Annotated in this window: 18 protein-coding genes; 7 read left to right on the forward strand and 11 right to left on the reverse strand. The window is 73.8% G+C overall.

Translation table 11 applies throughout. The features are described 5' to 3' along the window. Positions 1-20 precede the first annotated feature (20 nt). The 5 genes from IEZ07_RS25175 to IEZ07_RS25195 all read right to left on the reverse strand — a co-directional run bounded on the left by IEZ07_RS25175 (position 21) and on the right by IEZ07_RS25195 (position 4,994). Positions 21-1,397: an alpha,alpha-trehalose-phosphate synthase (UDP-forming) gene (locus tag IEZ07_RS25175; protein WP_068896047.1), complete on the reverse strand. Its 1,377-nt coding sequence runs from the start codon at positions 1,395-1,397 to the stop codon at positions 21-23. A gap of 52 nt (positions 1,398-1,449) precedes the next feature. Next, positions 1,450-2,256, reverse strand: a complete 807-nt coding sequence (locus IEZ07_RS25180; protein ID WP_191896999.1) for a hypothetical protein — start codon at positions 2,254-2,256, stop codon at positions 1,450-1,452. 90 nt (positions 2,257-2,346) lie between these two features. Then, positions 2,347-2,646 (reverse strand): DUF4193 domain-containing protein, encoded by a 300-nt coding sequence (locus IEZ07_RS25185; protein WP_012893211.1) that lies wholly within the window; start codon positions 2,644-2,646, stop codon positions 2,347-2,349. 271 nt (positions 2,647-2,917) lie between these two features. Further along, positions 2,918-4,216 carry a sensor histidine kinase gene (locus tag IEZ07_RS25190; RefSeq protein ID WP_191897027.1) on the reverse strand — a complete coding sequence of 433 codons (1,299 nt, stop codon included), beginning with the start codon at positions 4,214-4,216 and terminating at the stop codon, positions 2,918-2,920. Positions 4,217-4,340: 124 nt separating this feature from the next. Continuing rightward, the gene (locus tag IEZ07_RS25195) at positions 4,341-4,994 is read right to left on the reverse strand and encodes a response regulator transcription factor (protein ID WP_068896051.1); all 654 of its coding nucleotides are present in this window, start codon (positions 4,992-4,994) and stop codon (positions 4,341-4,343) included. A 268-nt stretch (positions 4,995-5,262) separates the two neighbouring features. Here IEZ07_RS25195 and IEZ07_RS25200 point away from each other — a divergent pair, with 268 nt between their 5' ends. Next, positions 5,263-5,427, forward strand: coding sequence for a hypothetical protein (locus IEZ07_RS25200; RefSeq protein WP_189237307.1), 165 nt, complete (start codon positions 5,263-5,265; stop codon positions 5,425-5,427). Between the two features lie 148 nt (positions 5,428-5,575). Here IEZ07_RS25200 and IEZ07_RS25205 read toward each other — a convergent pair whose 3' ends face one another. After that, positions 5,576-6,370: an inositol monophosphatase family protein gene (locus tag IEZ07_RS25205; RefSeq protein ID WP_191897000.1), complete on the reverse strand. Its 795-nt coding sequence runs from the start codon at positions 6,368-6,370 to the stop codon at positions 5,576-5,578. 164 nt (positions 6,371-6,534) lie between these two features. Continuing rightward, positions 6,535-8,502 (reverse strand): S9 family peptidase, encoded by a 1,968-nt coding sequence (locus IEZ07_RS25210; RefSeq protein ID WP_191897001.1) that lies wholly within the window; start codon positions 8,500-8,502, stop codon positions 6,535-6,537. A gap of 165 nt (positions 8,503-8,667) precedes the next feature. On the opposite strand from IEZ07_RS25210, the gene IEZ07_RS25215 reads away from it, so the two are divergent. Beyond that, entirely contained in the window at positions 8,668-9,636 is a 969-nt protein-coding gene (locus IEZ07_RS25215) for a ferrochelatase (RefSeq protein ID WP_204054542.1), read from the forward strand. A gap of 99 nt (positions 9,637-9,735) precedes the next feature. On the opposite strand, the gene IEZ07_RS25220 is transcribed toward IEZ07_RS25215, so the two are convergent. Next, positions 9,736-11,088, reverse strand: coding sequence for a lytic transglycosylase domain-containing protein (locus tag IEZ07_RS25220; protein ID WP_275413854.1), 1,353 nt, complete (start codon positions 11,086-11,088; stop codon positions 9,736-9,738). Between the two features lie 117 nt (positions 11,089-11,205). Between IEZ07_RS25220 and IEZ07_RS25225 the strand changes: the two genes are divergently transcribed. The 3 genes from IEZ07_RS25225 to sepH all read left to right on the forward strand — a co-directional run bounded on the left by IEZ07_RS25225 (position 11,206) and on the right by sepH (position 16,044). Then, positions 11,206-12,402: an MFS transporter gene (locus IEZ07_RS25225; protein ID WP_191897002.1), complete on the forward strand. Its 1,197-nt coding sequence runs from the start codon at positions 11,206-11,208 to the stop codon at positions 12,400-12,402. Between the two features lie 15 nt (positions 12,403-12,417). Continuing rightward, a complete protein-coding gene (locus IEZ07_RS25230) occupies positions 12,418-13,719 on the forward strand; it encodes a D-arabinono-1,4-lactone oxidase (RefSeq protein WP_191897003.1) in 1,302 nt (433 codons plus the stop codon). A gap of 681 nt (positions 13,720-14,400) precedes the next feature. Then, the gene (gene sepH, locus IEZ07_RS25235; protein WP_191897004.1) at positions 14,401-16,044 is read left to right on the forward strand and encodes a septation protein SepH; all 1,644 of its coding nucleotides are present in this window, start codon (positions 14,401-14,403) and stop codon (positions 16,042-16,044) included. 126 nt (positions 16,045-16,170) lie between these two features. Here sepH and IEZ07_RS25240 read toward each other — a convergent pair whose 3' ends face one another. Continuing rightward, entirely contained in the window at positions 16,171-17,862 is a 1,692-nt protein-coding gene (locus IEZ07_RS25240) for a PH domain-containing protein (RefSeq protein ID WP_239320434.1), read from the reverse strand. Then, positions 17,859-18,467, reverse strand: a complete 609-nt coding sequence (locus tag IEZ07_RS25245) for a PH domain-containing protein (protein ID WP_239320436.1) — start codon at positions 18,465-18,467, stop codon at positions 17,859-17,861. The genes IEZ07_RS25240 and IEZ07_RS25245 overlap by 4 nt, the downstream gene beginning before the upstream one ends. Positions 18,468-18,670: 203 nt before the next feature. Between IEZ07_RS25245 and IEZ07_RS25250 the strand changes: the two genes are divergently transcribed. Both IEZ07_RS25250 and IEZ07_RS25255 read left to right on the forward strand, forming a co-directional pair. Next, positions 18,671-19,654 (forward strand): ATP-binding cassette domain-containing protein, encoded by a 984-nt coding sequence (locus IEZ07_RS25250; RefSeq protein ID WP_191897005.1) that lies wholly within the window; start codon positions 18,671-18,673, stop codon positions 19,652-19,654. Next, the gene (locus IEZ07_RS25255) at positions 19,651-20,469 is read left to right on the forward strand and encodes an ABC transporter permease (protein WP_191897006.1); all 819 of its coding nucleotides are present in this window, start codon (positions 19,651-19,653) and stop codon (positions 20,467-20,469) included. The genes IEZ07_RS25250 and IEZ07_RS25255 overlap by 4 nt, the downstream gene beginning before the upstream one ends. 62 nt (positions 20,470-20,531) lie before the next feature. Here IEZ07_RS25255 and IEZ07_RS25260 read toward each other — a convergent pair whose 3' ends face one another. Further along, positions 20,532-23,930, reverse strand: coding sequence for an AfsR/SARP family transcriptional regulator (locus IEZ07_RS25260; RefSeq protein WP_191897007.1), 3,399 nt, complete (start codon positions 23,928-23,930; stop codon positions 20,532-20,534). Between the last annotated feature and the right edge of the window lie 50 nt (positions 23,931-23,980).

Consider the following 23,980-nt stretch of genomic DNA (forward strand, 5'->3'; position numbering starts at 1 on the left):
GCTCAGCGCTCCGGAGCCGCTCAGGCCTCCAGCGCGGTGAGGAACTCCTTGGCCCAGTGGTCCACGTCGTAGGTGGCCACCCGGCGGCGCAGCGAGCGCATCCGCCGGGACAGGTCGTGCGGCGTGGCCCGCATGGCGGCCAGCATCGTCCGCTTGAGCCCGTCGACGTCGTACGGGTTCACCATGAACGCCTGGCGGAGCTCGTCGGCGGCTCCGGCGAACTCGCTGAGCACCAGCGCTCCGCGCAGGTCGTTCCGGCAGGCGATGTACTCCTTGGCGACCAGGTTCATCCCGTCGCGCAGCGGCGTCACCACCATCACGTCCGCCGCCAGGTACAGCGCGGCCAGCTCGTCCCGCCCGTAGGACTGGTGGAGGTACTGGACCGGCTGCTGACCCAGCTCCCCCTGCTCGCCGTTGATCCGGCCGACCTGCAGCTCGATCGAGTCGCGCAGCCGGATGTACTCCTCGACCCGCTCGCGGCTGGGCGTCGCGATCTGCACGAAGGCCGCCTCACCAGGCTTGACCGCGCCTTCGGCGAGCAGCTCGCCGAAGGCCTTCAGCCGCTGGCCGATGCCCTTGGTGTAGTCGAGGCGGTCCACGCCCAGCAGCACCTGCTCCGGCTCGCCCAGCTCCGCGCGGATCTCCTTGGCCCTGGCGATGATGTGCGGCTCGCGGACCAGGGAGTCGAGTTCGCCGAAGTCCACGGAGATGGGGAACGCCCCGGCCCGCACCGTCCGGCCGTCCTCGGTGTAGATCTCGTGCTTCTGGTGCGACATGCCCAGCATGCGCCGGCAGAGCCGGACGAAGTTGGACGCCCCGCCGGGCCGCTGGAAGCCGACGAGGTCGGCGCCGAGCAGGCCCTCCAGGATCTCCCGCCGCCACGGGAGCTGCTGGAAGAGCTCGCCGGGCGGGAACGGGATGTGCAGGAAGAAGCCGATGCGCAGGTCGGGGCGGAGCCTGCGGAGCATCGCGGGGACCAGCTGGAGCTGGTAGTCCTGCACCCACACCACCGCGCCGGGCGCGGCGGCCTCGGCGGCGGCCTGGGCGAAGCGTTCGTTGACCGTGCGGTAGGCGTCCCACAGGACCCGGGAGTAGACGGGCGTGGCGACCACGTCGTGGTAGAGCGGCCAGAGGGTGGCGTTGGAGAAGCCCTCGTAGTAGAGCTCGACCTCCTGCCTCGACAGGGGCACCGGGATCAGGTGCATGCCGTCGTGGTCGAAGGGGTCGAGCCGCTCGTCGGGGGCGCCGTGCCAGCCGATCCAGGCGCCCTCCCTGCGCTGCAGCACAGGGGCGATCGCGGTGACCAGGCCACCGGGGCTGCGCCGCCACATGTCATCTCCGACCCGGTCGACGGGGAGACGGTTGGCGACGATCAGGAACGAGCTGGTGCTCGTCACAAAATCCTCCAGATAGTTGACTTGCTTCAGCAACTACCCCATTTAGGCGATTTTATGACTTTCCGGACGGTAGAGCACGGTGTCGACGCAGGTCGTCACGGACCGTGACCGCCAGCTTCCGGGTGGCGGCCCGGTTGAGCGCGCCTCCGGCCACCGCTCCGGTGAGGAAGGGCCCGAACGTGGTGAGGTGCCTCCCGAGCGTGCGCATCAGCCGGTTGCGCAGCGCGGTCTTGGCCGCGGTGCCCAGGGCGATGGTGACGGAGGCGGGGGTCAGGGGGTCCACGCCGCGCTGCTTGGACCAGGCCGTCACGAACGCCACGGCCCGCTGCGCGCCGGTGCCGGGGACCTGCACGCCGTACACCTCGTGCAGCTCGGCGATGAGCTTGACCTCGATGGCGGCGACCACCAGGGTCTCGGCCACGAGCTGGGCGGGGGCGGAGAGCAGCAGGGGCGGGGCGGCGAACTCGGCGGCCGCGAGGGCTCCGCCGATCGCGCCGACCGCCATGGTGGCCTTGGCCGCGGTGCGGGCGAGGTCGTCGGCGAGCTCCTCGGCGACGAGCCCGTGGTGGTGCTCGGAGAGGGTGGCCAGGTCGCGGATGGGGATGCGGGGCGCCACGGCCAGGAAGACGTCCGCGAGCCAGCGCCCCCGGCCCACCCCGGACGCCTTGGCCTTCTTCGCGCCGTCGGCGAGCGCCGCCGTCAGACGGCCGAGCAGCCGCCGCCGCTCGGCTCCGTCCATCTCGCCGGGCTCGGCGAGCCTGCCGACGAGCTCGGCGACCTCACGCTCCGGTGCGTCGGCCGGCCCCCCGGCCGTGGAGCCGGCCGGCCCGGCACCGGTCTGTTCGTTCTCCGACGTCATGTCGCGGAACCTCCTCAAGGCTGTCCTCGGTCGCGGCCCTCTACCCTTGGGTGAAGGGACACACCTTCGGACAGGCCGTCGGAACGGTCGTCAGGCCGCGCACTCCCGGCAGATCTGCTGGCCGTTCCTCTCGACGGCGAGCTGACTGCGGTGATGCACCAGGAAACAACGCGCGCAGGTGAACTCGTCGGCCTGGCGAGGAATCACCCGGAGCGAGAGCTCCTCGTTCGACAGGTCCGCACCCGGCAGCTCGAGCGACTCGGCGAGGTCGGTCTCGTCGATGTCGATGCTGCCCGAGGACTTGTCGGTACGGCGCGCCTGCAGTTCCTGAAGACTGTCCTCGTTGAGGTCGTCGTCGGTCTTGCGTGGACTGTCGTAATCGGTAGCCATCGGTCTGCTCCATCCCCCTCATCTATCTGTCTGCGCTCGCTCGCGCGTTGTAACGTACGAGAGGTCCGTCTTGTGCCCGAACCGACGGAGAGATTCCTGCTGGGGTACCCCGTCGGAATGGCCGCTGAACCTCCTCACACGCGAGGGACCCGCCACCAATGGGCATGGTTAGCCAAATATGGCGTAAACCACAGCATTGGCAGCATGCACCACCGTGTTCGACGGCACATCCAACCACATGTACGGCGTGAGCGAGACGCCCCCCGCCGGATCAACGCGGCTGAAGTCTCACGGTCACCACGAGACCACCCCCGTCCCTGGGGACGGCGGCCACGTTGCCTCCGTGAGCCCGCACGACCGCTCGGACGATGGACAGCCCGAGTCCCGCCCCCTTGGCCGAATCGACCCGGTCGGCATTGAGCCGCCGGAACGGCTCGAACAGGCTGTTCACCTCGTACGCGGGGACGTGCGGCCCCGTATTGGCCACCTGAACAACCAGTGCGCCTTCCACCATTCCCGTTCGTACCCAGACTTTTCCGGATTCTGGGAGATTGTGCTTGATGGCGTTTTCCACCAGGTTGGCCACGCACCGCTCGAGGAGCACCGGATCGCCGACGGTCTCGGCGTTCCTCAGCTCGGCGGCGACCGTGACGCCGGCCTCCTCCGCCCGCGGGGCGAGCTGCTCCACCGCGGTCTCGGCCACCTCCTTCACGTCCACCGGCTTGCGCACGCTCAGCTCGCGCTCGCTGCGGGCGAGCAGGAGCAGCCCCTCGATGAGGCGCTCGTTGCGCGCGTTGACCTCCAGGAGGGTACGGCCCAGCGTCTTGAGGTCCGCCGACGCCTCGGGGTCGCCCAGTGCGATCTCCAGGACGGTCCGGTTGATCGTCAGCGGGGTGCGCAGCTCGTGCGAGGCGTTGGCCACGAACCTGCGCTGCGCGTCGAACGCCACGTTGAGCCGGGTCAGCATGGCGTCGAAGGTGTCGGCCAGCTCCTTGAGCTCGTCGTTGGGGCCCTTGAGGTCGATGCGCTCGTGGGCGAGGGTGGAGTCGGAGAGCGTGCGGGCGGTGGTGGTCATCTGCTGGATCGGCTTGAGCGCCCGGTCCGCGACGACGTAACCGATGATCAGCGCGAGGATGCCGAGCCCGACCAGCGCCAGCAGGGACCTGGTGAGCATGTGCTGCCGGGCGACGATGATCGCGCTGTCGCGCTGCAGCGCCCAGTACTGCTTGACCTTCCACTCGTCCTCCGGCGGGTAGTCGAAGGCGGTGTGCGGAGGCCAGGCCACGTCGATGGCCCAGGCGACCATCACGTACATCACGAACAGCAGCAGCGCGCCCGCCACGAAGAAAAGCGCGCCGTAGGTGAGGGTGAGCCGCCACCGGATGCTGACGCGGTCCGTGATCCTCTTCACCCTGTCCAGGGGGGAGACCCGGACGGGCGAGGCGCCCACCGGGGGCGGGCCGTCCCAGGCGGGCGGACCGCTCGGCGGCGGCGGGGTCCCGGTCCTGCGAACGGCGGTCACCGCCTGCGGGGCCCCGCGCTCCCCGCGTTCGGAGTGCGGGCTGATCATCGGGTGGGTCGGCACGGCCTGTCCGATCTCCTCCGCCGGCCCGAACGGCGGCCGCTCCTCCGGAGCCCCGCTCACGACATCCCCCGTCCCGGTCGCGCACCGGCCCGCGGCCTGCGGTACCCGCTCACAGCCGGTATCCGACCCCGGGCACCGTCTCGATCACCTGCGGCTCGCCCAGCTTCTTCCGCAGGGTCATCATGGTCACCCGCACCACGTTGGTGAACGGGTCGATGTTCTCGTCCCAGGCCTTGTCCAGCAGGTCCTCCTGGCTGACGACCGCGCCCTCGGCGCGCATCAGCTCCTCCAGGACCGCGAACTCCTTCTTGGTCAGGGCCACCTCCGCGCCGTCCCTGGTCACCAGCCGCTTGCCCGGGTCCAGCCGGATCCCGGAGCGCTCCAGCACCGGCGGGAGCGCCGGGGCCGAGCGGCGGCCGAGCGCCCTGACCCGGGCGACCAGCTCGATGAAGACGAACGGCTTGGCCAGGTAGTCGTCGGCGCCCAGCCCCAGCCCCTCCACCTTGTCGTCGACGTCGCCCGAGGCGGTCAGCATCAGGATCCGGGAGGCGGTCCGCTCCGCCACCAGGCGGCGGCAGACCTCGTCACCGTGGACCTTGGGCAGGTCCCGGTCCAGCACGATCACGTCGTAGTCGATGTAGCTCGCCCGCTCCAGCGCGCCGGCGCCGTCGTAGGCGACGTCCACGGCCATGGCCTCGCGCCGGAGCCCGGTCGCGATCGCGTCCGCGAGCACCCGCTCGTCCTCAACCACAAGCACCCGCACGACCCCTGGCACCTCCACTGGAAAACCTCTGGGAACACTTCGGGGAACACCGGGGGACGGCCGGGAGAACCCGCGTCGCCGGACGGTCTCCCGCCATCACCCCATTGTCGCCGCAGCCTGCGTAAGCCTGCGGTAAGGCCCGCACCATGACGGGTGCGCCGCCGGTGACGTATCGCACACCCATGTTTAGGACATGCCGGGCACTGGGTACAGCGGTCCTACACCCTTTTGCCGAACGCCCTTCGGACCCCGTGAGAGAGAAGGTGAGATGGGCGAGTTCACGACCACGATCGAACACCGCCTCGACCAGGCCTACAAGAACCTGCAGGAGGCCAGGTCCACCGGTGACGATTACTTCGCCGACACGCTCACCGCAGAGATCGAGGATCTGCGCCGGCTGGCCACCGACAACGGCATCCCGCTCCAGCCCTGACCATCAGGCCCTGACCGTCAGGCCCTGACACCGCGGAAGGCGCCCTCCCCGCTCGGGGAGGGCGCCTTCCCGTGTGCCCGGGCCCCGCCGCGGCCGGCCTCGGCGCGGCTGCGGCGGGGGGCGCCTTCCCGTGTGCCCGGACCCCGGGTCAGGCGTCCCGCTCGGGATCCAGCGGGGCCAGCAGGTCGTGCAGCTCCTCGAAGAGCCCGGGCGCCGCGCACAGCGTCAGCCCCGGGTTGCACGGCTTGCCGTGCAACCCGCCGAGCCTGGCCCCCGCCTCGGCCGCGACGAGCCCCCCGGCCGCGTAGTCCCACTCCTGCGGGCCGCGCTCGTAGTATCCGTCCACCCGTCCGGCGGCCAGCGCGCACAGGTCCGAGGCCGCCGAGCCGCCCCGGCGGATGTCGCGCACCCGCGGCAGCACGTGCGCGAGCACCTCCGCCTGGACCGCGCGCCTGCCGGGCTCGTAGCCGAAGCCGGTGGCGATCAGCGCCTGCGCCAGCGGCACCCCGCTGTTGCAGCGCAGCCGCTCACCGGCCAGCCACGCGCCCCCGCCCCGGGCCGCGGTGAAGACCTCGCCGCGGGGCACGATGTTCACCACGCCCGCGACGATCTCACCGTCGACCTCCACCGCGATGCTCACCGCCCACTCCGGCACGCCGTACAGGAAGTTGACCGTGCCGTCGATCGGGTCGACGACCCAGCGCACCCTCCCCTCACCGGTGACGCCGCCCTCCTCGCCGAGGATCGCGTCGTCCGGCCTGACCTCCTTGATCCTGGCGCGGATCAGCTCCTCCGAGGCCCGGTCCAGCGCCGTCACCACGTCGGTGGGGCTGGACTTGGTGGCCAGCACCTCGGGCCGGACCGGCCGCTCGGCCAGGAGCATCTCCCCGGCCTCGCGGGCGATCCTCTCCGCCAGTCCCAGGAAGTCAGCGGCAGTGCTCATGTCGTTCCCCGATCCTCTCACTCGTCGGCCCCATCGTGCCCGGTGCGCCGGTCCGCCCGCCGCACCGGGTTCGCGGCGGGCGGACCGGCGGCGCCGGCGACGGCGCCCGCACGGTGTCCACGACGGGGCCCGCGACGGTGACCGCGGCAGGGTTCAGACGGGGTTCACGACAGCGACTCGGGCCGCTTCCACTCCTGGCCGAGGACGTGCTGGGCGAGGAAGGCGAGCACCGTCTCGTACCAGACGACCGCGTTGCCCGGCTTGAGCACCCAGTGGTTCTCGTCGGGGAAGTAGAGGAACTTCGACTCCACGCCGGAGCGCTGCAGGTCCCACCAGAGGCGCAGCCCCTCGCCGATCGGCACCCGGTAGTCCTTGTCGCCGTGGATCACCAGCATCGGCGTGGTGATCCTCTCCAGGGACAGGTGCGGGGAGAGCTCGGTGTACAGCTCGGTGCCGGGCCTGCCGAACTCGCGCTGCCAGTACATGGAGGCGTCGGTGGTCCCGGCGAACTGGTCCAGGTGCCAGAGCGAGGCGTGGGTGACGATCGCCTTGAACCGGTCGGTGTGCCCGGCCACCCAGTTGGCCATGTAGCCGCCGAAGGAGCCGCCCATCGCCGCGGTGCGCGCGGCGTCGACCTCGGGCCGCTCCAGCACCGCGTCGGTGATCGCCATCAGGTCGGCGTGGGTGCGCGGGCCCCAGTCCGCCCAGCCGCGCCGGATCATCTCCGGTCCGTAGCCGGTCGACAGGCACGGGTCGGGCAGCAGGACGGCGTAGCCCTGCCGCGCCATGATCCACGGGTTCCACCGCCAGGACCAGTCGTTCCAGCTGGACAGCGGGCCGCCGTGGATCCAGAGCAGGAACGGCGCCGGGTTCTCCGCCGAGGCGCCCTCGGGCAGCACCAGCCAGGCCCGGATCTCCGCGCCGTCGTCGGCGGTCGCGGTGACCTCGGTGAGCGTGCCGGGCAGCTCCAGCTCGGGCGCCGGGGAGGGCAGCTCCTCCACCGCGCCGGTGCCCCCGGTGGTGATCCGCACCGGGCCGGCCGGCCGGTCCACGGCGCTGCGCAGCGCGTAGAGGCTCCCGTCGGGGGCCGCGTTGAGCGAGGAGTAGGCCGCGTCGTCGGGCGTGAGCCGTACCGGCTCGGAGCCGTCGGCCGGGACGCGGAAGACGGGACGGCGGCCGAGGTGGTCGGCGGCCACGTACAGCGAGGCCGAGTCGGGGGCCCACACCATGTCCGACGGCCACAGGTCGCCGCCCGCGGCGTGCCCCTCGCCGGTCGCCAGGTCGACGATCCAGAGCGTGACCCGGGGGATCTCGGTGACGGAGGCGTGGCCGCTGCGCACGCAGGCGACCAGGCGGCCGTCGGGCGAGACCGCGAGCGGCCCCTCGAAGTCGTGGCCGTCCTGGCCCGCCAGGACCCGGCGGGCCCCGCCGTCCGCGGTCTCGATCGCGACCAGCTCGGTGCGCAGCTCACCACCCGGCAGTGGGACCGTCCAGGTGGTGACGACCGTGCCGCCGTCCGGGACCACCTCGTAGGAGGCGTTGGTCAGCGCCTTGCCCGGCTCGGGGGTGAGGTCCCTGATCCCGGTCAGCCGGCCCTCGCCCAGGACGCCGGCGAACAGGCGGGGCTCGCCGGGGCCCAGGTCGTGGTCCCAGTAGCGCACCGGGTAGCTCTCGTGCAGGATCGCGCTGATCCCGGCGTCCTTGCGGGCCTTGCGCCGGTCGGCCTCGGTGGCCTCGTCGCCCGCGAGCACGTCGGAGCCGAAGACGACGACGGAGCCGCCGGTCGCGAAGCCGGCGATCCCGCCGGGCCGGGAGGCGACCTGGCGGGCCTCGCCCCCGCCCATGGGGAGCAGCCAGAGCGCGGGCGCCTCCTCGTCGGGGTCCTTGACCGTCGGGTCGGGGCGGCGCGAGCCGAACAGCACGTCGCCGCCGGCGGTGAACTCGGCGCCGGCCTCGCCCTTGACGGACCTGGTCAGCCGGTACGGCGAGCGCCCGTCGAGGGGGATCTCCCACAGCGACGTCCCGTAGCTCCTGCCGTCCGGGTTGAGGGACTGCACCACGCTCACCAGACGGGTCCCGTCCGGGGAGAGCCGCAGGGAAGCCACCCGCGGCACGCCGACATAGTCACGCATGTCAGAAAAAGGGGTCACCTTCCCGAACTTACCTCTACATCGGGTCCCGGTTCATGCATCCACGCGGCCGTCCCGCGCGAAACACCGGTCATGGCGATGCGAGGAGCGGCCCGGGCATACGGTTGGATGAAGGCCGTGGGCACCGTGGGAACCGTGGGGAGTGCTGTGGGGAGCTACGACGCGCTGCTCGTCGTCTCGTTCGGAGGTCCGGAGAAGCCGGACGACGTGATGCCGTTCCTGGAGAACGTCGTGCGGGGCCGCGACGTCCCCCGCGAGCGCCTGCTGGAGGTCGAGGCGCACTACCAGCGCTTCGGCGGGGTCAGCCCGATCAACCAGCAGTGCCGCGACCTGATCGCGGCCGTCGAGCCGACCGTCGACCTGCCGGTCTACTGGGGCAACCGCAACTGGCACCCCTACCTGGAGGACACGCTCCGGCGGATGGCCGCCGACGGGGTGAAGCGGGCCGCGGCCTTCGTGACCTCGGCCTACAGCTCCTACTCGGCCTGCCGGCAGTACCTCGACGACATCGCCCTGGCCCGCGCGGCCGTGGAGGGCGCCCCGGAGGTCGTCAAGCTCCCCCACTACTACGACCGCCCCGGCTTCGTCGCGGCCATGGTCGACCACACCCGCGAGGCCCTGGAGCGCCTGCCCGCCGAGCACCGGGACGGCGCGCGGCTGGTCTTCACCGCGCACAGCGTCCCGATCTCGATGGCCGCGACGTCCGGGCCGGACGGCGGGGCCTACGAGGCGCAGCTGCGCCGGGCCGCCGAGCTGGTCGTGGCCGGGCTGGGCGGCGACCGCGGGTGGGACCTGGTCTGGCAGAGCCGCAGCGGCCCGCCGCACGTCCCGTGGCTGGAGCCCGACGTCTGCGACCACCTGCGCGGGCTCGGCGCCCCGGCGGTGGTGCTGGTCCCGATCGGCTTCGTCTCCGACCACATGGAGGTCGTCTACGACCTCGACGTGGAGGCGGCGGACCTCGCCCGGGAGATCGGCCTCCCGCTGGCCAGGGCCGCGACCGTGGGCACCCACCCGAGCTTCGTCGCGGTGGTCGGCGAGCTGCTGGCCGAGCCGGAGCCGCCGGCCTGCCCGCCCGGCTGCTGCCCGGCGCCGCCGCGCCGCCGCGCCCACGGGTAGACCGGCGGCCGCCTTCGCCGCCGGGCGGCGCCGCGCCCGGACCGACGCTCCACGGGCGAGCGCGCTCCACGGGCGAGCGCGCTCCCGCGGCGGGCACGGTCACGGGTAGGTGCGGGCGTAGGCCTCGGCGATGCCCAGGACCTTCCTGACGTACGACCACGAGTGGTTGTAGAACCAGACGGCCTTCTCCAGCTTCTTCCCGCCCTGGCCCGCGCCGTTGGCGCACAGGTAGTTGGCCGCGCCGGGGACGGCGTCGTAGGGACTCCAGATGTCCCTGACGCCGTCGCCGTCGCCGTCCACGCCGTAGGCCTTCCAGGTGGCCGGCATGAACTGCATCGGACCCTGCGCACCCGCCGAGGACGGGCCGTTGTTGCGCCCGTGCGAGCTCTCCACCTGGCCGATCGCGGCCAGCACGGTCCACGACAGGCCGGGGCAGACCTCCGCCGCCTTCCGGTACAGCTCCAGGTAGCTGCCGGGCCGCCCGACCGACGCCCGGCGCGCCGCCTGCGGCCGGGACGCCGTCTCCGTCCCGGTCCCCGTTCCCGTACCGGTCCCGGTGCCGGCCTTCGCCCGCGCCGTACCGCCCGCACCGCCCGCGCCCAGCGGCACGACCTGCGAGCCCGCGCCCAGCAGCTTGCGCACCCCGGCGCCGAGCGCGTCCGTCGCCTTCGCCGGGCCGTGCACCAGCAGCGCCACACCGGGCAGCAGCCCCAGCCGCCGGCCGGTCTCCTGCCCCACCAGGCCGTCCACGCCGGGCAGCCCGAAGCGGGCGGAGGCGGCGACCCGGAGCCGGGGCCCGCCGTCCACCTGGTAGTGCGAGCCGAGGACCAGTCCGAGCCGCCGGACCGCCGCGCCGTCGGCGACGAGCTCCCCCCTGGCCAGCGCGTCCCACACGCCCTGCTCGTCCGCCACCGCCTTCGGCGCCCAGGCGCGGAAGCGGGCGGGGTCCACCGCGAGCAGGTTCAGCCCGACCCCGGAGACCCGTACGGCGCCGCCGTCGAACGCGTCGACCTTGCGGACGTGCTCCAGTCCCGCGATGTCGTCCCTGGTCTGCTGGGGCAGGGTGGACCGGGAGATGACCAGCAGCCGGGGCGGGGTCGGGGCGGCGCCGGGCCCGTCGGCGTCCCCGGCCGTGCCGGTATCCCGGGTGCCCCCGGCCGCACCGGCGTCCCCGCTGTCCCCGCTGTCCCCGGCCGTGCTGGTGCCTCCGGTGGTGCGGACGGCCGGGGCGGAGGCGGTCGCCGCGGAGGCCCTCCGCGGCGAGAGCTCCCTCAGGTCGGAGACGCCGGCGCGGGCGGCGTCCGCCGTACCGGGCGCCGCCTCCGTAACCGCGGCCGGCCCGGCGGCCCCGACCGCCACCACCACCGCCCCCGCGGCGGCGGTCAGCGCGAGCGATCCGGCCAGGATCACCATGAACACCCGCGACCTGGGAAGACTCTGACGCTCGGTCACGTTTGCCTCAGCGGGCCGTACAGCACACCGTTGCATGGAAAATCACTTGCCGGGCTGCCGTTTGGTGCGAAATCGTCAGTGCGATCCACGCCTGGGGCGTGCGGAAGGGGAAAATCGGTGGTCGGGCCGTACCGGGAGCTGTTCAGCACGCCCGGAGTCAAGGGTTTCGTGATCTCGGGCTTCGTCGGGCGGATGCCGATGTCGATGCTGGGACTGGGCATCATCGTGCTCGTCGAGACCCTGACGGGGTCGTACGGCATGGCGGGCGCGGTCGCAGCCACCGTCAGCGTCTCCTATGCCGTCGCCGCGCCCTTCTCCGGGCGCCTGGTGGACAAGTTCGGTCAGGCCAGGGTAATCGTCCCGCTGACCTTCGCGCACGGGAGCGCGCTGATCGCGCTGATGCTCTGCGCGCAGGCCGGGGCGCCCGCCTGGACGCTGTTCGCCTCGGGCCTGGTGGCGGGCGCGACGGCGGTCTCCCTCGGCGCGCTGGTGCGCGCCCGCTGGGCCCACGTGCTGAGCGGGTCGGACCGGTTGCACACCGCGTTCTCGTTCGAGTCGGTCGCCGACGAGGTCATCTTCGTCGCCGGCCCGGCGCTCGCCACCTCTCTGGCGACCATGGTCAATCCCTACGTCGGCCTGATCGTGGTGGTGGTCTGCGCACTCGTCGGCACCTTCGCCTTCGCCCTGCAGCGCGGCTCCGAGCCGCCGGCCCTCCGGGGCGGGACGCACTCCGGCACCCCCATCACGATCCCCGGGGTCGCCCTGCTGTCGTGCGTCTTCCTCGGCATGGGCGCGGTCTTCGGCTCGGTGGACCTGATCACGGTGGCGTTCGCCGAGGAGCGCGGCGTCCCGGTCGCCGGCGGGCTGCTGCTGTCCGCGCTCGCGGCCGGGAGCCTGGTGTCCGGCCTCTGGTACGGCGCGCGGCCCTGGAAGCTCTCCCTGCGCACCCGGTTCGTCCGGGCGCTGGGCACGTTCGCCGCCGGGCTCACCCCCGTCTTCCTGGTCGGCGACCTGCGGGTGATGGCCGTGGCGCTGTTCGTCGCCGGCCTCTCGATCTCCCCCACGATCATCACCGGCTACGCGCTGATCGAACGGCTGGTCCCGGCCCACCTGCTGACCGAGGGCATGTCCTGGCTCTCCACCGCGATCGGGTTCGGCGTGGCGCTCGGCGCGTGGGCCGCGGGACGGCTCACCGACCTGTTCGGCGCGTCCAACGCCTACGCCTTCCCCTTCCTCTGCGCCCTGCTGGCCGCGGCCGTCGGCGTCGCGGGCTCGACGTGGCTGCGGCCCTCTGTTGCGGAGCAGAAATCATGAGTATCGTTCACATTTATGCACGAGTTCCGTAACTGGGCGGGCAACCAGTCCGTCGTGCCCGCCGAGGTCCGCACCCCCTCCTCGGTCGAGGAGGTGGTGCGGGCCGTACGGGACGCCGCGGCGTCGGGGCGGCGGGTGCGCATGACGGGGACCGGGCACTCGTTCACCGGCGTGGCCCTCACCGACGGCCTGCTGCTCCGCCCCGACGGGCTGACCGGGATCCTGCAGGCGGGCGACGGCCGGGTGACCGCCGCAGCGGGCACCCCGCTGCGGGTCCTCAACGAGGAACTCCACCGCATGGGCCTGGCGCTGGCCAACATGGGCGACATCACCGCCCAGACGCTGGCCGGGGCGATCCAGACCGGCACCCACGGCACCGGCCGCGACGTCGGCGGCCTGGCCGACCAGGTGCTCGCGCTGGAGATGGTGCTCGCCGGCGGCGAGGTCGTCACGGTCCGGGCGGACGCCGCCGAGCAGGCGGAGCGGGACCTGTTCGACGCCGCACGGGTGGGCCTGGGCGCGCTCGGCGTGCTGACCGCCGTGACCTTCCGGGTGGAGCCGTCGTTCCTGCTGCGCAGCACCCGGCGGCCGATGGCGCTGAGCGAGATCCTCGGCTCCCTCGACGCCCTCACCTCCGGCAACGAGCACCTGGACTTCTTCTGGCTGCCGCACACCGACACCTGCCTCACCAAGCGCAACAACCGCAGCGCCGGTCCGGCCGACCCGCCGGGCGCCTTCAAGCGCTGGCTGGACGACACGTTCCTGGAGAACACGCTGTTCGGCGCGCTCTGCCGGATCGGCGCCCGCCTCCCCGGCGCGATCCCCCGGATCAACGCGCTCTCGGCGGCGGCGTTGTCGGCCTCCACCTGCACCGACACCGCCTACAAGGTCTTCACGAGCGTGCGGGAGGTGCGGTTCCTGGAGATGGAGTACGCCATTCCGCGCGAGCACCTGGGCCAGGCGCTGCGCGAGACCCGCGACCTGATCGAGCTGCGCGACTGGAAGATCGGCTTCCCCGTCGAGGTGCGGGTCACCCCGGCCTCCGACGCGTGGCTGTCCACCGCCTACGGCAGGGACACCGCCTACCTCGCCTGCCACATCTACCGGCCCACGCCGCACCCCGAGTACTTCGAGGGCGTCGAGGAGATCATGACGCGGCTCGGCGGGCGCCCCCACTGGGGGAAGCTGCACACCCGCGACGCCGCCTACCTGGGCACCGTCTACCCGCGGTTCGCCGACTTCCTGGCGCTGCGGGACCGCCTGGATCCGGAGCGGCTGTTCGCCAACGACTATCTGGACGGGGTCCTGGGCCCCTGAGCGGCGCCCGCCCGGCCCGGGCCGCAAGGGCGCGCCCAAGGGTCCGCCAAGGAACGGCGCGCCCGCGTGTCCGCGCGGGCCCCCCGCTCTCCTCCGCGGGCACACTGCGCAGTGTCCCGCGCCGCTCTACCCCGAGGAGCCCTGGAGATGACCTTCCTCCGCCGTCCCGGCCAGGCACGTCCCGCCGCCCCCGCCTCCGCCCCGGCGGTCCCCGCCGTGCCGGCGGCCGCCCCCGCGCAGGACGCGGCGGAGGACGCGGCGGAGGACGACAGGACACGGGACGCGGCACAGGGCGCGGCGGGCCGGGACGGGGCACAGCAGGCGGCGGGCCGCAACGGGGAGGACGCGGCGGGCGCGGCCGCCCCGCCGGCCGAGCCTCCCGTACCGTCTCCCCCGTCTTCCCGGCCCTCCCCGCCCCAAGCGCTTCCCGGCTCTTGTGCGAAGTCCGCGACGGGGCCGGAGATTATTGGGAAGAATCCGTCGGGGACCCGAATCCACTGCTCCGCACGAATGTCCTTCAATCGGACGAATAGAGCAAATGTGACTGGCGTCACATCGATGCGAGCCCTCTCCGGCAAGGCTATGTTCGGACATGCCGGGTACGGTGCTGGCAGGCAACCGGCACACGCGAGACACTCAAGGGTCCGGGGGAAGATTGAGCACGACGACGAAGGGACTCGCATGCAGGAGCTCCGACTCGTCGCGGTGAGTGAGGACGGGACCTATCTCGTGCTGGCAACGGCCGGCCGGGGCACCCGGTTCACGCTGCCCGTCGACGACCGGCTCCGTGCTGCCGTCCGCGGCAACTTCTCCCGTCTCGGCCAGTACGAGATCGAAGTGGAGAGCCCGTTGCGCCCCAAGGAGATCCAGGCCCGGATCCGCGCCGGCGAGACCGCCGAGGAGATCGCCGCCACCGCGGGCATCCCCGTCGAGCGGGTGCGGTGGTTCGAAGGGCCCGTGCTCCAGGAGCGCGAGTACATGGCCCAGCAGGCGCAGCGCTGCACCGTGCGGCTGCCCGACGCCACCGCGCCCGGCCCCACCCTGGGCGAGCTGGTCACCGAGCGGCTGACCCGGCGCGGCGTGCCCGCCGACGAGATCGACTGGGACTCCGCCAAGCGGGAGGACAACCTCTGGCGGATCAAGCTCGGTTTCGTGTGGAACGGACACACGCGCCACGCCGAGTGGCTCTTCGATCCGCGCCGGCGCCACATCACCCCGCACGACGACGAGGCCATGCGCCTGTCCGCCGGCGAGTACGTCGAGCCGGCCGAGGACACCACGGTCACGCCGTTCGTGCCCCGCGTCGTGAGCAAGCTCGCCCCGGTCCCCCCGCTGGTCCCGGAGTCGCTGAGCCAGCCGCCCGTGTCGTTCCCCTCCGTGCTGCGCCAGGAGCCGCCGGCCGTCTCCCCGCTCACCCGGCCCCCCGCCGAGTCCGAGCTGGAGCCGCCCCAGGACGAACCCGAGTTCCCGCCGGTCGCCGCCGATCCGCCCGCCGAGCCCGCAGCGGCGGCCGCACCGCCCGTGGCGTACGAGCGTCCGCCGATGCCCCCGCTCCCGGAGGGCTTCGAGGCCCCGCCCATGCTCTCGGTGCCGCCGCTGCGCGCTCCGGACCCGGCCGCCTCCGAGCCCGTCGCGCCGCCCGCTCTCCCCGCCGTGCTCCGGGAGGCCGCCGCAACGGCCTCCGGGGCCTTCCCCGCCGTACGGACGCCGGCCGAGCCGGTCGCGGTGACCGGGGAGACCGGCCCGGCCGAGCTCCCGCCCGGACCGGCCGCCGAGGTCGCCGGCCCCGGCGAACGCGCCCCCTCCGTCGTGTCCGGGACGCTCGCCTCCGAGCCCGTCTCATCCGAGCCGGTCGCGCCCGCCGAGCGCACCGCCGACGCCGAACCCGCAGCGCCGGAGCGGGACGCCGGCGACGAGCCGGTGAAGGCGGACCTCCCCGTCGCCCCCGCCGCGGCGGGGGAAGCGCTTCCGGGAGCCTCCTCCGCCGCCGAGGCCTCGGAGGAGGGCACAGAGGAGGACACGGAGGAGGTCGGGACGGCCGAGCCTCCGATCGCCGTGCCCGCCGCCCGGGTCAGCGCGGACCGGCCGCGCGGGAGGGTTCCGGTGGCCCCGGTCAAGGAGCCCGTCCGGGAGGACGCGGCGCAGCCGGTCGAGACCGCGAAGCCCCCGGTGGAGAAGGCCGCGGACAAGCCTCCGGCCGACAAGCCCGCCGAGCCGCCCAAGCCCGCTCCGGCACCGGCCCGTCCGGCCAAGCGCGGCCGGGGGCGGCGGGCGTCCGTGCCGACCTGGGACGAGATCATGTTCGGCGCCCGCCGCCCCGACTGACCGGGGAACCGCCCGGCGCGCCGGAGGCCTCCGGGGAGACCCGGGGACGATCCGGTGATCTCGGGGGCGCAGGAACGCGCCGGGCGGGGACGGACCAGGCGGGGACGGAGCCCCGGGTGACAGGCCTCAGTCCGAGACGACGAACGGCGCGAGCCAGTCGGGCGTCACTTCGGAGACGAAGGCGACGCCTTCCTCCTCCCCGACGTCCAGCGCCGCGTACCCCCCGCTCCCCGCTCCGACTCCGGCGACCACGGTCAGCAGGCCGGCTCTGCGCTGGAACCAGGTCTGGCTGAGCGTCCAGCCGACGACGGCCCGCCGTTCCACCACGGCCTGCGAGCGCCGCAGCGATCCCGACCGCACCGACAGGCGGGAACCGTCGTAGGCGTGCCCGAGCGAGCGGTAGCGGTCGAGGCCGAGCGGGACACCGAGCAGCGCGAGCGCCAGCGCCGCCGCCACCGATCCCCACCAGGGACCGGACCAGGCCAGAGCGGCAGCCAGGGCGCACGCCGCGACCACCAGCCACGGGAAGACGGCCCGGAACAGCCTGCGCCGGCGCGCCGCCGGGGGATGCGCCCGCAGGGCGGTCGTGATCGGGCCGACCCCCTCCCCCACCACGTCCAGCGCGACCGCCCGGGGCACCACGGGCAGGAGCTGACCGCGGGTCTGCGAGTCCCCCAGCCCGGTCACGATGGCCCACGCCCTGGCCATCCCCGTCCTGCGCTCGACCAGTCCCTCGACCAGCTCGAACCCGCGCACCCTGCGCCGTTCCAGCGACACGCTCCGGCGGGTGAGCAGGCCCCGCTCCGCGATGAGGTAGCCGTCCCGGGCGCGCAGGGTGAAGTCCCAGTTGAACACGGCGTACATCACCACGCCGATGACCGGGGTGATCAGCACCAGCAGCACCACGGCGGCGATCAGCAGGGGACGGTGCCCCCACAGCCACTCCACGGCGCTCCACATGACCCGCCGGTCGACGCCGAGCTCCCCTCCCCACTGGAACGCGGCGCCCACGGCGCCGGCCAGCAGCGCGAAGGGGGTGAGCAGATAGGCCCCGGAGAGGGGACCGTAGGCGAGCCACCTGCGCGGCACCACCAGGAAGATCCGCTCCGGAGTCGTCTCGCCGACCTCGTGGCGGAGCGAGGAGGAGGCCTCGGAGCCCGTCGCCGGGAAGCCGCGGAGGGCTTCGCCGCCCGCCTCCGCACCGCCGGGTCCCGTCTCGGTGGGGTCCGGGGACCCGGCGCCCGCGGGTGCGGTCCCGGCGCGCCGCGCCAGGCGGGCCCGGGCGTGCCAGAGCAGTACGGCCTTGAGCCGTTCCGCCTCGGCCTCGGTCACCCCGTCGAGCTCCCCCTCCTGCTTCTCGTCGCCGCCCGCCCCGGTGTCGATCCGGAGGACGGCGATGCCGAGCAGGCGGTGCAGCGGCGGGTGGCTGACGTCGACGCCGCGGATCCGCTCCAGCGGGACCGTCCGTACCGATCGGCTGACCAGGGCCCGGGTGAGCTCCAACCGGTCGCCGACGACCTGGTAGGTGAAGGTCGCCCAGCGGACGGCGGAGTAGACGACCGAGCCGACGACGCCGAGCGCCGCCCAGGCGAACGAGCCCGGCGAGAACCCGCCGAGGAACAGGACGCCGATCAGGGGCAGGAGGAGCGAGGGCAGCATCCGGATCGGATCGGTCAGCAGCACCTTCGGGCTCAGCCGCAGCGCCCGGGTGACCGGCGGCGGCCCTCCGGGGCCGGACGGGCCGGGATCCGCGGGCCCGTGACCGGGGAGCCATGCCTCCGGAGGCCCGGAGTCCGGCAGGGGCGGGGGTCCGGTCACGTCGCGTCATCCCTCAGTTCCTCGGCCCTGCGGGCGAGTGCCTCCGCGAGCCCCGCGGCCACCCCGTAGTCGAGGCCCTTGATCGTGGACGACCCCGCGTGGGAGGCCGTACGGATCTCGACCGTGGCCAGGCCGAGCAGGCGCTCGAACCAGCCCTGGGCCTTGTCCACCGTCTGGATCCGGCTGACCGGGACGAACACCCAGTCCCTGCTGAGCCATCCGGACCGCGCGTAGACCACGTCCCCGGTGAGCTCCCAGCGGTGCACCGCGTAGCGCCAGAGGGACTCCGTGACGGTCAGCGCCGCGAGGACGACCCCCACCGCCCACGGGAGCAACCCGATCTCGTCCACGATCCATCCGGGCAACCAGGTCCAGCGGGCGTCCCCGATCCAGCCCGCCAGGAGGACGGAGCCGGCGACCAGGAGCACCGTCCAGACGGCCCCCTCCATCAGCCACAACGCGATCGCCTTGCGGGAGACGCGGTTGGCGGGGTCACGCAGGGGGACGCGTCCGGGCCCCGGCGCCGGCCGGACCCGGCCTCCGGCCTGGTCCGGCGGCTCCGTCACGTTCGTGACGTCCCCGTTCGTATCGGTTTGGTCGCTCACAACGCCAGCCTAGACGGTCGCGTTCCGGCGACCGGAGCGCCGTACCGGCGCCCTCCCGGTGATCCCGCGGCGGGGTCCCCTCAGCGATCCGTCAGCGATCCGTCAGCGCCGCCTCTCCCGTCGCCGGCGGCGTCGGCGCGGGCTCAGGAAAGTGTCAGTGGCGACCGGCACCCTGGGAGGGCACACGACGAAGGGAACCGATCATGCAGCATGCCATCCGGGCGGAGGGCCTGGTGAAACGCTACGGGGAGACCCGGGCGCTCGACGGGGTCGATCTCGTCGTCCCGCAGGGACGCCTGCTGGGCGTCCTGGGGCCGAACGGGGCGGGCAAGACCACCGCGGTGCGGATCCTCGCGACGCTCCTCCGCCCCGACGAGGGCAGGGCCACGGTCGGGGGGTTCGACGTGGTCCGCCAGGCCCACCAGGTGCGCTCGCTCATCGGCCTCACCGGCCAGTACGCCGCGGTGGACGAGATGCTCACCGGCGTGGAGAACCTGGTCATGATCGGCCGGCTCCTCGGCATGTCGAGGTCCGACTCCCGGCGGCGGGCCGCCGAGCTGCTGGAGCGGTTCGCCCTCTCCGACGCGGGCGGCCGGGCCACCAAGACCTACTCGGGCGGCATGCGCCGCCGGCTGGACCTGGCGGCGAGCCTGGTCGGGCGGCCGCAGGTGCTCTTCCTCGACGAGCCCACCACCGGCCTCGACCCCCGCAGCCGGACGGAGCTGTGGAGCGTCGTGCGCGGCCTGATGGCCGACGGGGTGTCGGTGCTGCTCACCACCCAATACCTCGAGGAGGCCGACCAGCTCGCCGACGACATCGTGGTCTTCGACCACGGCAGGGTGATCGCCTCGGGCACATCCGACGAGCTGAAGGCGACCACCGGCGCGCAGGTCCTGGAGGTCCGGCCGCTCAAGCCCGCCGACCTCGACCTGGTCTCCCAGGTCGTCGCCGACGTCATCGGCGAGGCCCCCGACCTGACCGGCGGCAGGGCCACCGCCTCGGTGCACGACCCGGCGGTCGTGCCCGCGATCGTCCGCCGCCTCGACGACCTGGGCGTCGTCGCCACCGAGCTGGCACTGCGCAAGTCCAGCCTGGACGAGGTGTTCCTGGCCCTCACCGGCCACCGGGCCGAAGAGGAGCCCGTCACCGAGAAGGCGGCCACGGCGAAGGAAGAGGTTCCGGCATGACGGCGATGACGACGACCGCGGCACCGGCGGTGGCGGCCCCGGCCGGGCACGTCGGCCCGCTGGCCACGCTCCGGCAGACGATGACGCTGGCCTGGCGCAGTCTGGTCCAGGTCAAGCACAACCCTTGGGAGCTGCTCGACCTGAGCATCCAGCCCATCATGTTCCTGCTGCTGTTCACCTACGTGTTCGGCGGTGCGATCTCCGGTTCGACGGGCGACTACCTGCAGTTCGCCCTGCCGGGCCTCCTCGTGCAGAACGCCCTGTTCTACACCCTGTCCACCGCGATCGGGCTGAACACCGACATCACCAAGGGCGTCTTCGACCGGCTCAGGAGCCTGCCGATCGCGCGGACCGCGCCGCTGTCCGGCCGGATCATCGCCGACACGGCCAAGCAGGTGTGGGCCTTCGCGCTGCTCGTCGGCTTCGGCATGATCCTGGGGTTCCGGGTCGAGACGAGCGTGATCGGCCTGCTGGGCGCCCTGGCACTGCTGGTGGTGGTCGCCCTGGCCATGTCGTGGATGTCGGTGCTGATCGGGCTCAAGGCCTCCAGCCCGGAGAAGGTGCAGATGATCGCCTTCTCCACCATGATGCCGCTGACGTTCACCAGCAGTGCGCTGGTGCCGTCGAAGACCTTCCCCGAATGGCTGCGGGTCTGGTCCGACATCAACCCGGTCACGCACCTGGCCGACGCCATCCGCGGCCTGCTGATCGGCGGCGAGGTCGCCCACGCCTCGATGATCTCCCTGCTCTGGGCGGCCGGGTTCGCGGTGGTCTTCGCGCCCCTGGCGATCCGGGCCTTCCGCGTCCGGGTGTGACGCCCTCCAGCCGCGGGGGCGGGGGGCCGTTCTCCGGGAGCGGGGACCCGGAGCCGCGTCCCCTACCGTGAGGCCGCCGGGAGATGCGGCGGGAGCCTGCCCGCCAGGGAGACGACGTCCTGGCGGGACAGCACGCGGCCGCGCCCGTAGTGGAGGGAGAACCCCTCCTCACCGAGCGCGGCCCTCGCGCGTCCGGTGATCCGCACGTGGTCGAAGTCGACCACCGCCTCGACGCCCCGGACGGTCGCGGCCCCGCCGAGCAGCGTCGCAGCCCCGGCCGGGTCGCCCTCCGACAGGACCAGGCCGGCCATGCCGATCAGCGCCATGCCGAGCGCGCCCGCGTCCGTCGAGCCCGCCGCCTGCTCCAGCGCCGCCTCCAGCAGGCGGCGGGCCCGGGCGAGGTCCCCCTCCTGCTCGGCCAGCAGACCGAGCGAAACATTGATCATCGCTCTGATCTGCACCGGCATGCCGGGTTCGGCGTCCACCATCCGCAGGGCGTCGGCGTAGTAGCGCCTGGCCCCGGCGAAGTCGCCGACCTCGCGGGCGAAGTCCCCCCGGCCGGCGAGCAGCGACATCCCGCCGACCCGGTCGCCGTTGCGCAGGGCGAAGCGGAGCGACTCCTCCAGCAGTTCCCCGGCCGTCGCCCGGTCGCCCGTCAGGTTGAGCGCGAACGCGAGTCTGCCCCGCATGTAGGCGAGTTCGTCCACCGCGGCGATCTCCTCCAGGACGGCGATGGCCTCGTGCAGCCTCTCCAGCCCCCGCTCCGGCTCACCGCGCAGAAAGTCCAGCTCGCCCAGCACGGCCAGGGCGTTGCCGGTGCCCCAGCGCTCGCCGAGCCGGCGGAAACCGTCCAGGGAGACCGTCATCTCCGCCTCGCAGGCGTCGAGCCGGCCGGCGGCGAGCTGCTCGGCCCCGAGGAACAGGTGGATCAGGGCCCTCACCCACGGGTCGGGATGGGCGGACATCTCGTCGAGGTGACCGTCGTCCGGGCGGGAGCCCAGGAAGAGGGCGACGATCGGTCCCGCCAGCGCCACCATCGGATGCCAGGGCCGGGCGACCTCCTCCCTGGCCAGCCGGATCGCCTCGGCCAGTTCGGCCCGTGCGCCGTCGAGGGCGCTCCCCGCACCGACCGCGTTGATCCCGTACACCGCCCGGGCCAGCGCGAGCGGCCCGGGAGCGGCGCCGCCCGCCTTGCCGAGCACCTCACGGGCCCGGTGCGCACCCTCGGTCCGGTGGCCGCTCAGCCACCAGTACCAGCCCAGTGCGCCGACCAGCCGCAGCGCCAGCTCGACGCGGCCCCCCTCGACCGCCCAGCGCAGCGCCGCCGACAGGTTGTCGTGCTCGCGCGCCATCTCGGCGAGGCAGGCCGCCTGCCGCCGGTCGCGGAGTCCCGGATCGGCCGCCTCCGCCAGCTCGGTGAAGTGGACGGCGTGCGCCAGCCGCAGCCGTTCCCGCTCGCCCGAGGCCTCCAGCCGTTCGGCGGCGTACGCGCGGATGGTCTCCAGCATCCGGTAGCGGGGCACGGGATCGTGGCCCGCCACCGCCACCAGCGATTTGTCGACCAGGCGGGCCAGCACGTCGAGCACGTCGGCGCGCGGCAGTCCCTCTCCGGCGCAGATCCGCTCGGCGGCCTCCAGGGCGATGCCCCCGGCGAAGACGGACAGGCGGCGGGCCAGCGCCCGCTCCTGCTCGTCCAGCAGGTCCCAGCTCCACTCCACCACCGCGTGCAGCGTCTGGTGCCTGGGCAGCGCCGTACGGCTGCCGCCGGTCAGGAGGCGGAACCGGTCGTCGAGGCGGTGGGCGATCTGCCCGGCGGACAGGGAGCGGAGGCGGGCCGCGGCCAGCTCGATGGCGAGCGGCATGCCGTCGAGCTCGCGGCAGATGCGCACCACCGCGTCGATCTCCGCCTCGGGCCGGTAGCCGGGACGGACCGCCGCGGCGCGCTCGGCGAACAGGCGGACCGCGGGGTAGTCCAGCGCGGCGTCGCCCGGGCCGCCGTCCGGGCCGTCGCTCGGGGGCGGGATCTCCAGCGGCGGCACCGGCCAGGTCAGCTCGCCGGTGATGCCGAGCGGCTCGCGGCTCGTGGCCAGGATCCGCACGCCGGGGCAGTCGGCGAGCACGCGGTCGGCGAGCCGCGCCGCCGCCTCGATCAGATGCTCGCAGTTGTCCAGGACGATCAGCAGCCGTTTCTCCGCCAGAGCCGAGAGCAGACGGGAGAGCGGATCGCGGGCCCGCGGGGGGAGGGGCCCGGGCCGCACGAGCGGGCCGTCGCGCAGTTCCAGCGCCGAGAACGCCGAGAACACGGCCCCCGGCACCTCCGCGGGATCCGCCACCGGGGCGAGCTCCGCCAGCCATACCCCGTCCGGCAGCCCTTCGGCCACCGCCTCGGCCGTCTCGACCGCCAGCCTGCTCTTCCCCGCGCCGCCGGGGCCGAGCAGGGTGACCAGCCGGTGCCGGGCGAGCAGTTCCGCCGTGCGGGCCACGTCGTGCTCCCGCCCGACGAAGCTGGTGAGCCCGGCCCGCAGGTTGCCCCGCCGCGGAGACCCCGCCGGTCCCGGCACGGAAGCGGACGCCGGCACGGAAGCGGGAGCGGCCCCTCCGTCGGGCGCGGACGCCGGGAGGGGCACGCGGCCGGGAGCGGGCGCGGACGGGGGCGCGGGGGAGGCCGTGGAACCGGGCCTCCGCTCCGTCCCGTCCACCGGTTCCCCGCGCAGCATGGACAGGTGGAGGCCGGCCAGGCCGGGTGAGGGGTCGGCGCCGAGCTCCTCGGCGAAGAGCGCGCGGGCGTCCTCGAACGCGGCCAGCGCCTCGACCCGGCGGCCCGAGCCGTACAGCGCGCGCATGAACTGGCCGCGCAGCCGCTCGCGGAACGGGTGGGCGGCGATCAGCGCGGGCAGTTCGGCGGCCAGGCCGGCCTCCCGGCCGAGCAGCAGGTCGGCCTCGATCCGATCCTCCAGCGCGGCCAGGCGCAGGGCCTCCAGCCGGGCGAGGGCGGAGGCGGCGATCTCGTCACCGCCCAGGTCCGCCAGGGCCGGCCCCCGCCACAGCTCCAGCGCGGCGCGGAGCGCGGCCGCCGCCTCCGCCGGGGAGCCCGCGCCGAGGGCGGCCCGGCCCTCGCCCGCCAGCCGGGCGAACCGGTGCGCGTCCACCTGCTCGGGGCCGGCGGCCAGCCGGTAACCGGTCGCCGTCGCCTCGACGAGACCCCGCGGGTCGCCCAGCACCGCGCGGAGGCGGGAGACCAGGGCCTGCAACGCATTCGTCACCGCGGCCGGGGGCCGGTCCCCCCAGACCCCCGCGACCAGCCGGTCCGTCGGCACGGCCCGCCCGGCGTCGAGGACCAGCAGGCAGAGGAGGGCACGCAGACGCCGACCGGTGATCTCCACGGCCTCGCCGCGGCGGCGGACCTCCAGGGGCCCGAGGATGGCGAAATTCACCTCGGCGCCCTCCCTCACCCCGTCCATCCATTGATTCTGTCCGATTCCGGGACGTTTCCGCGCCACGGAACCTCGCG

Source organism: Planomonospora parontospora, assembly GCA_014647935.1.
Lineage (GTDB): Bacteria > Actinomycetota > Actinomycetes > Streptosporangiales > Streptosporangiaceae > Planomonospora > Planomonospora parontospora.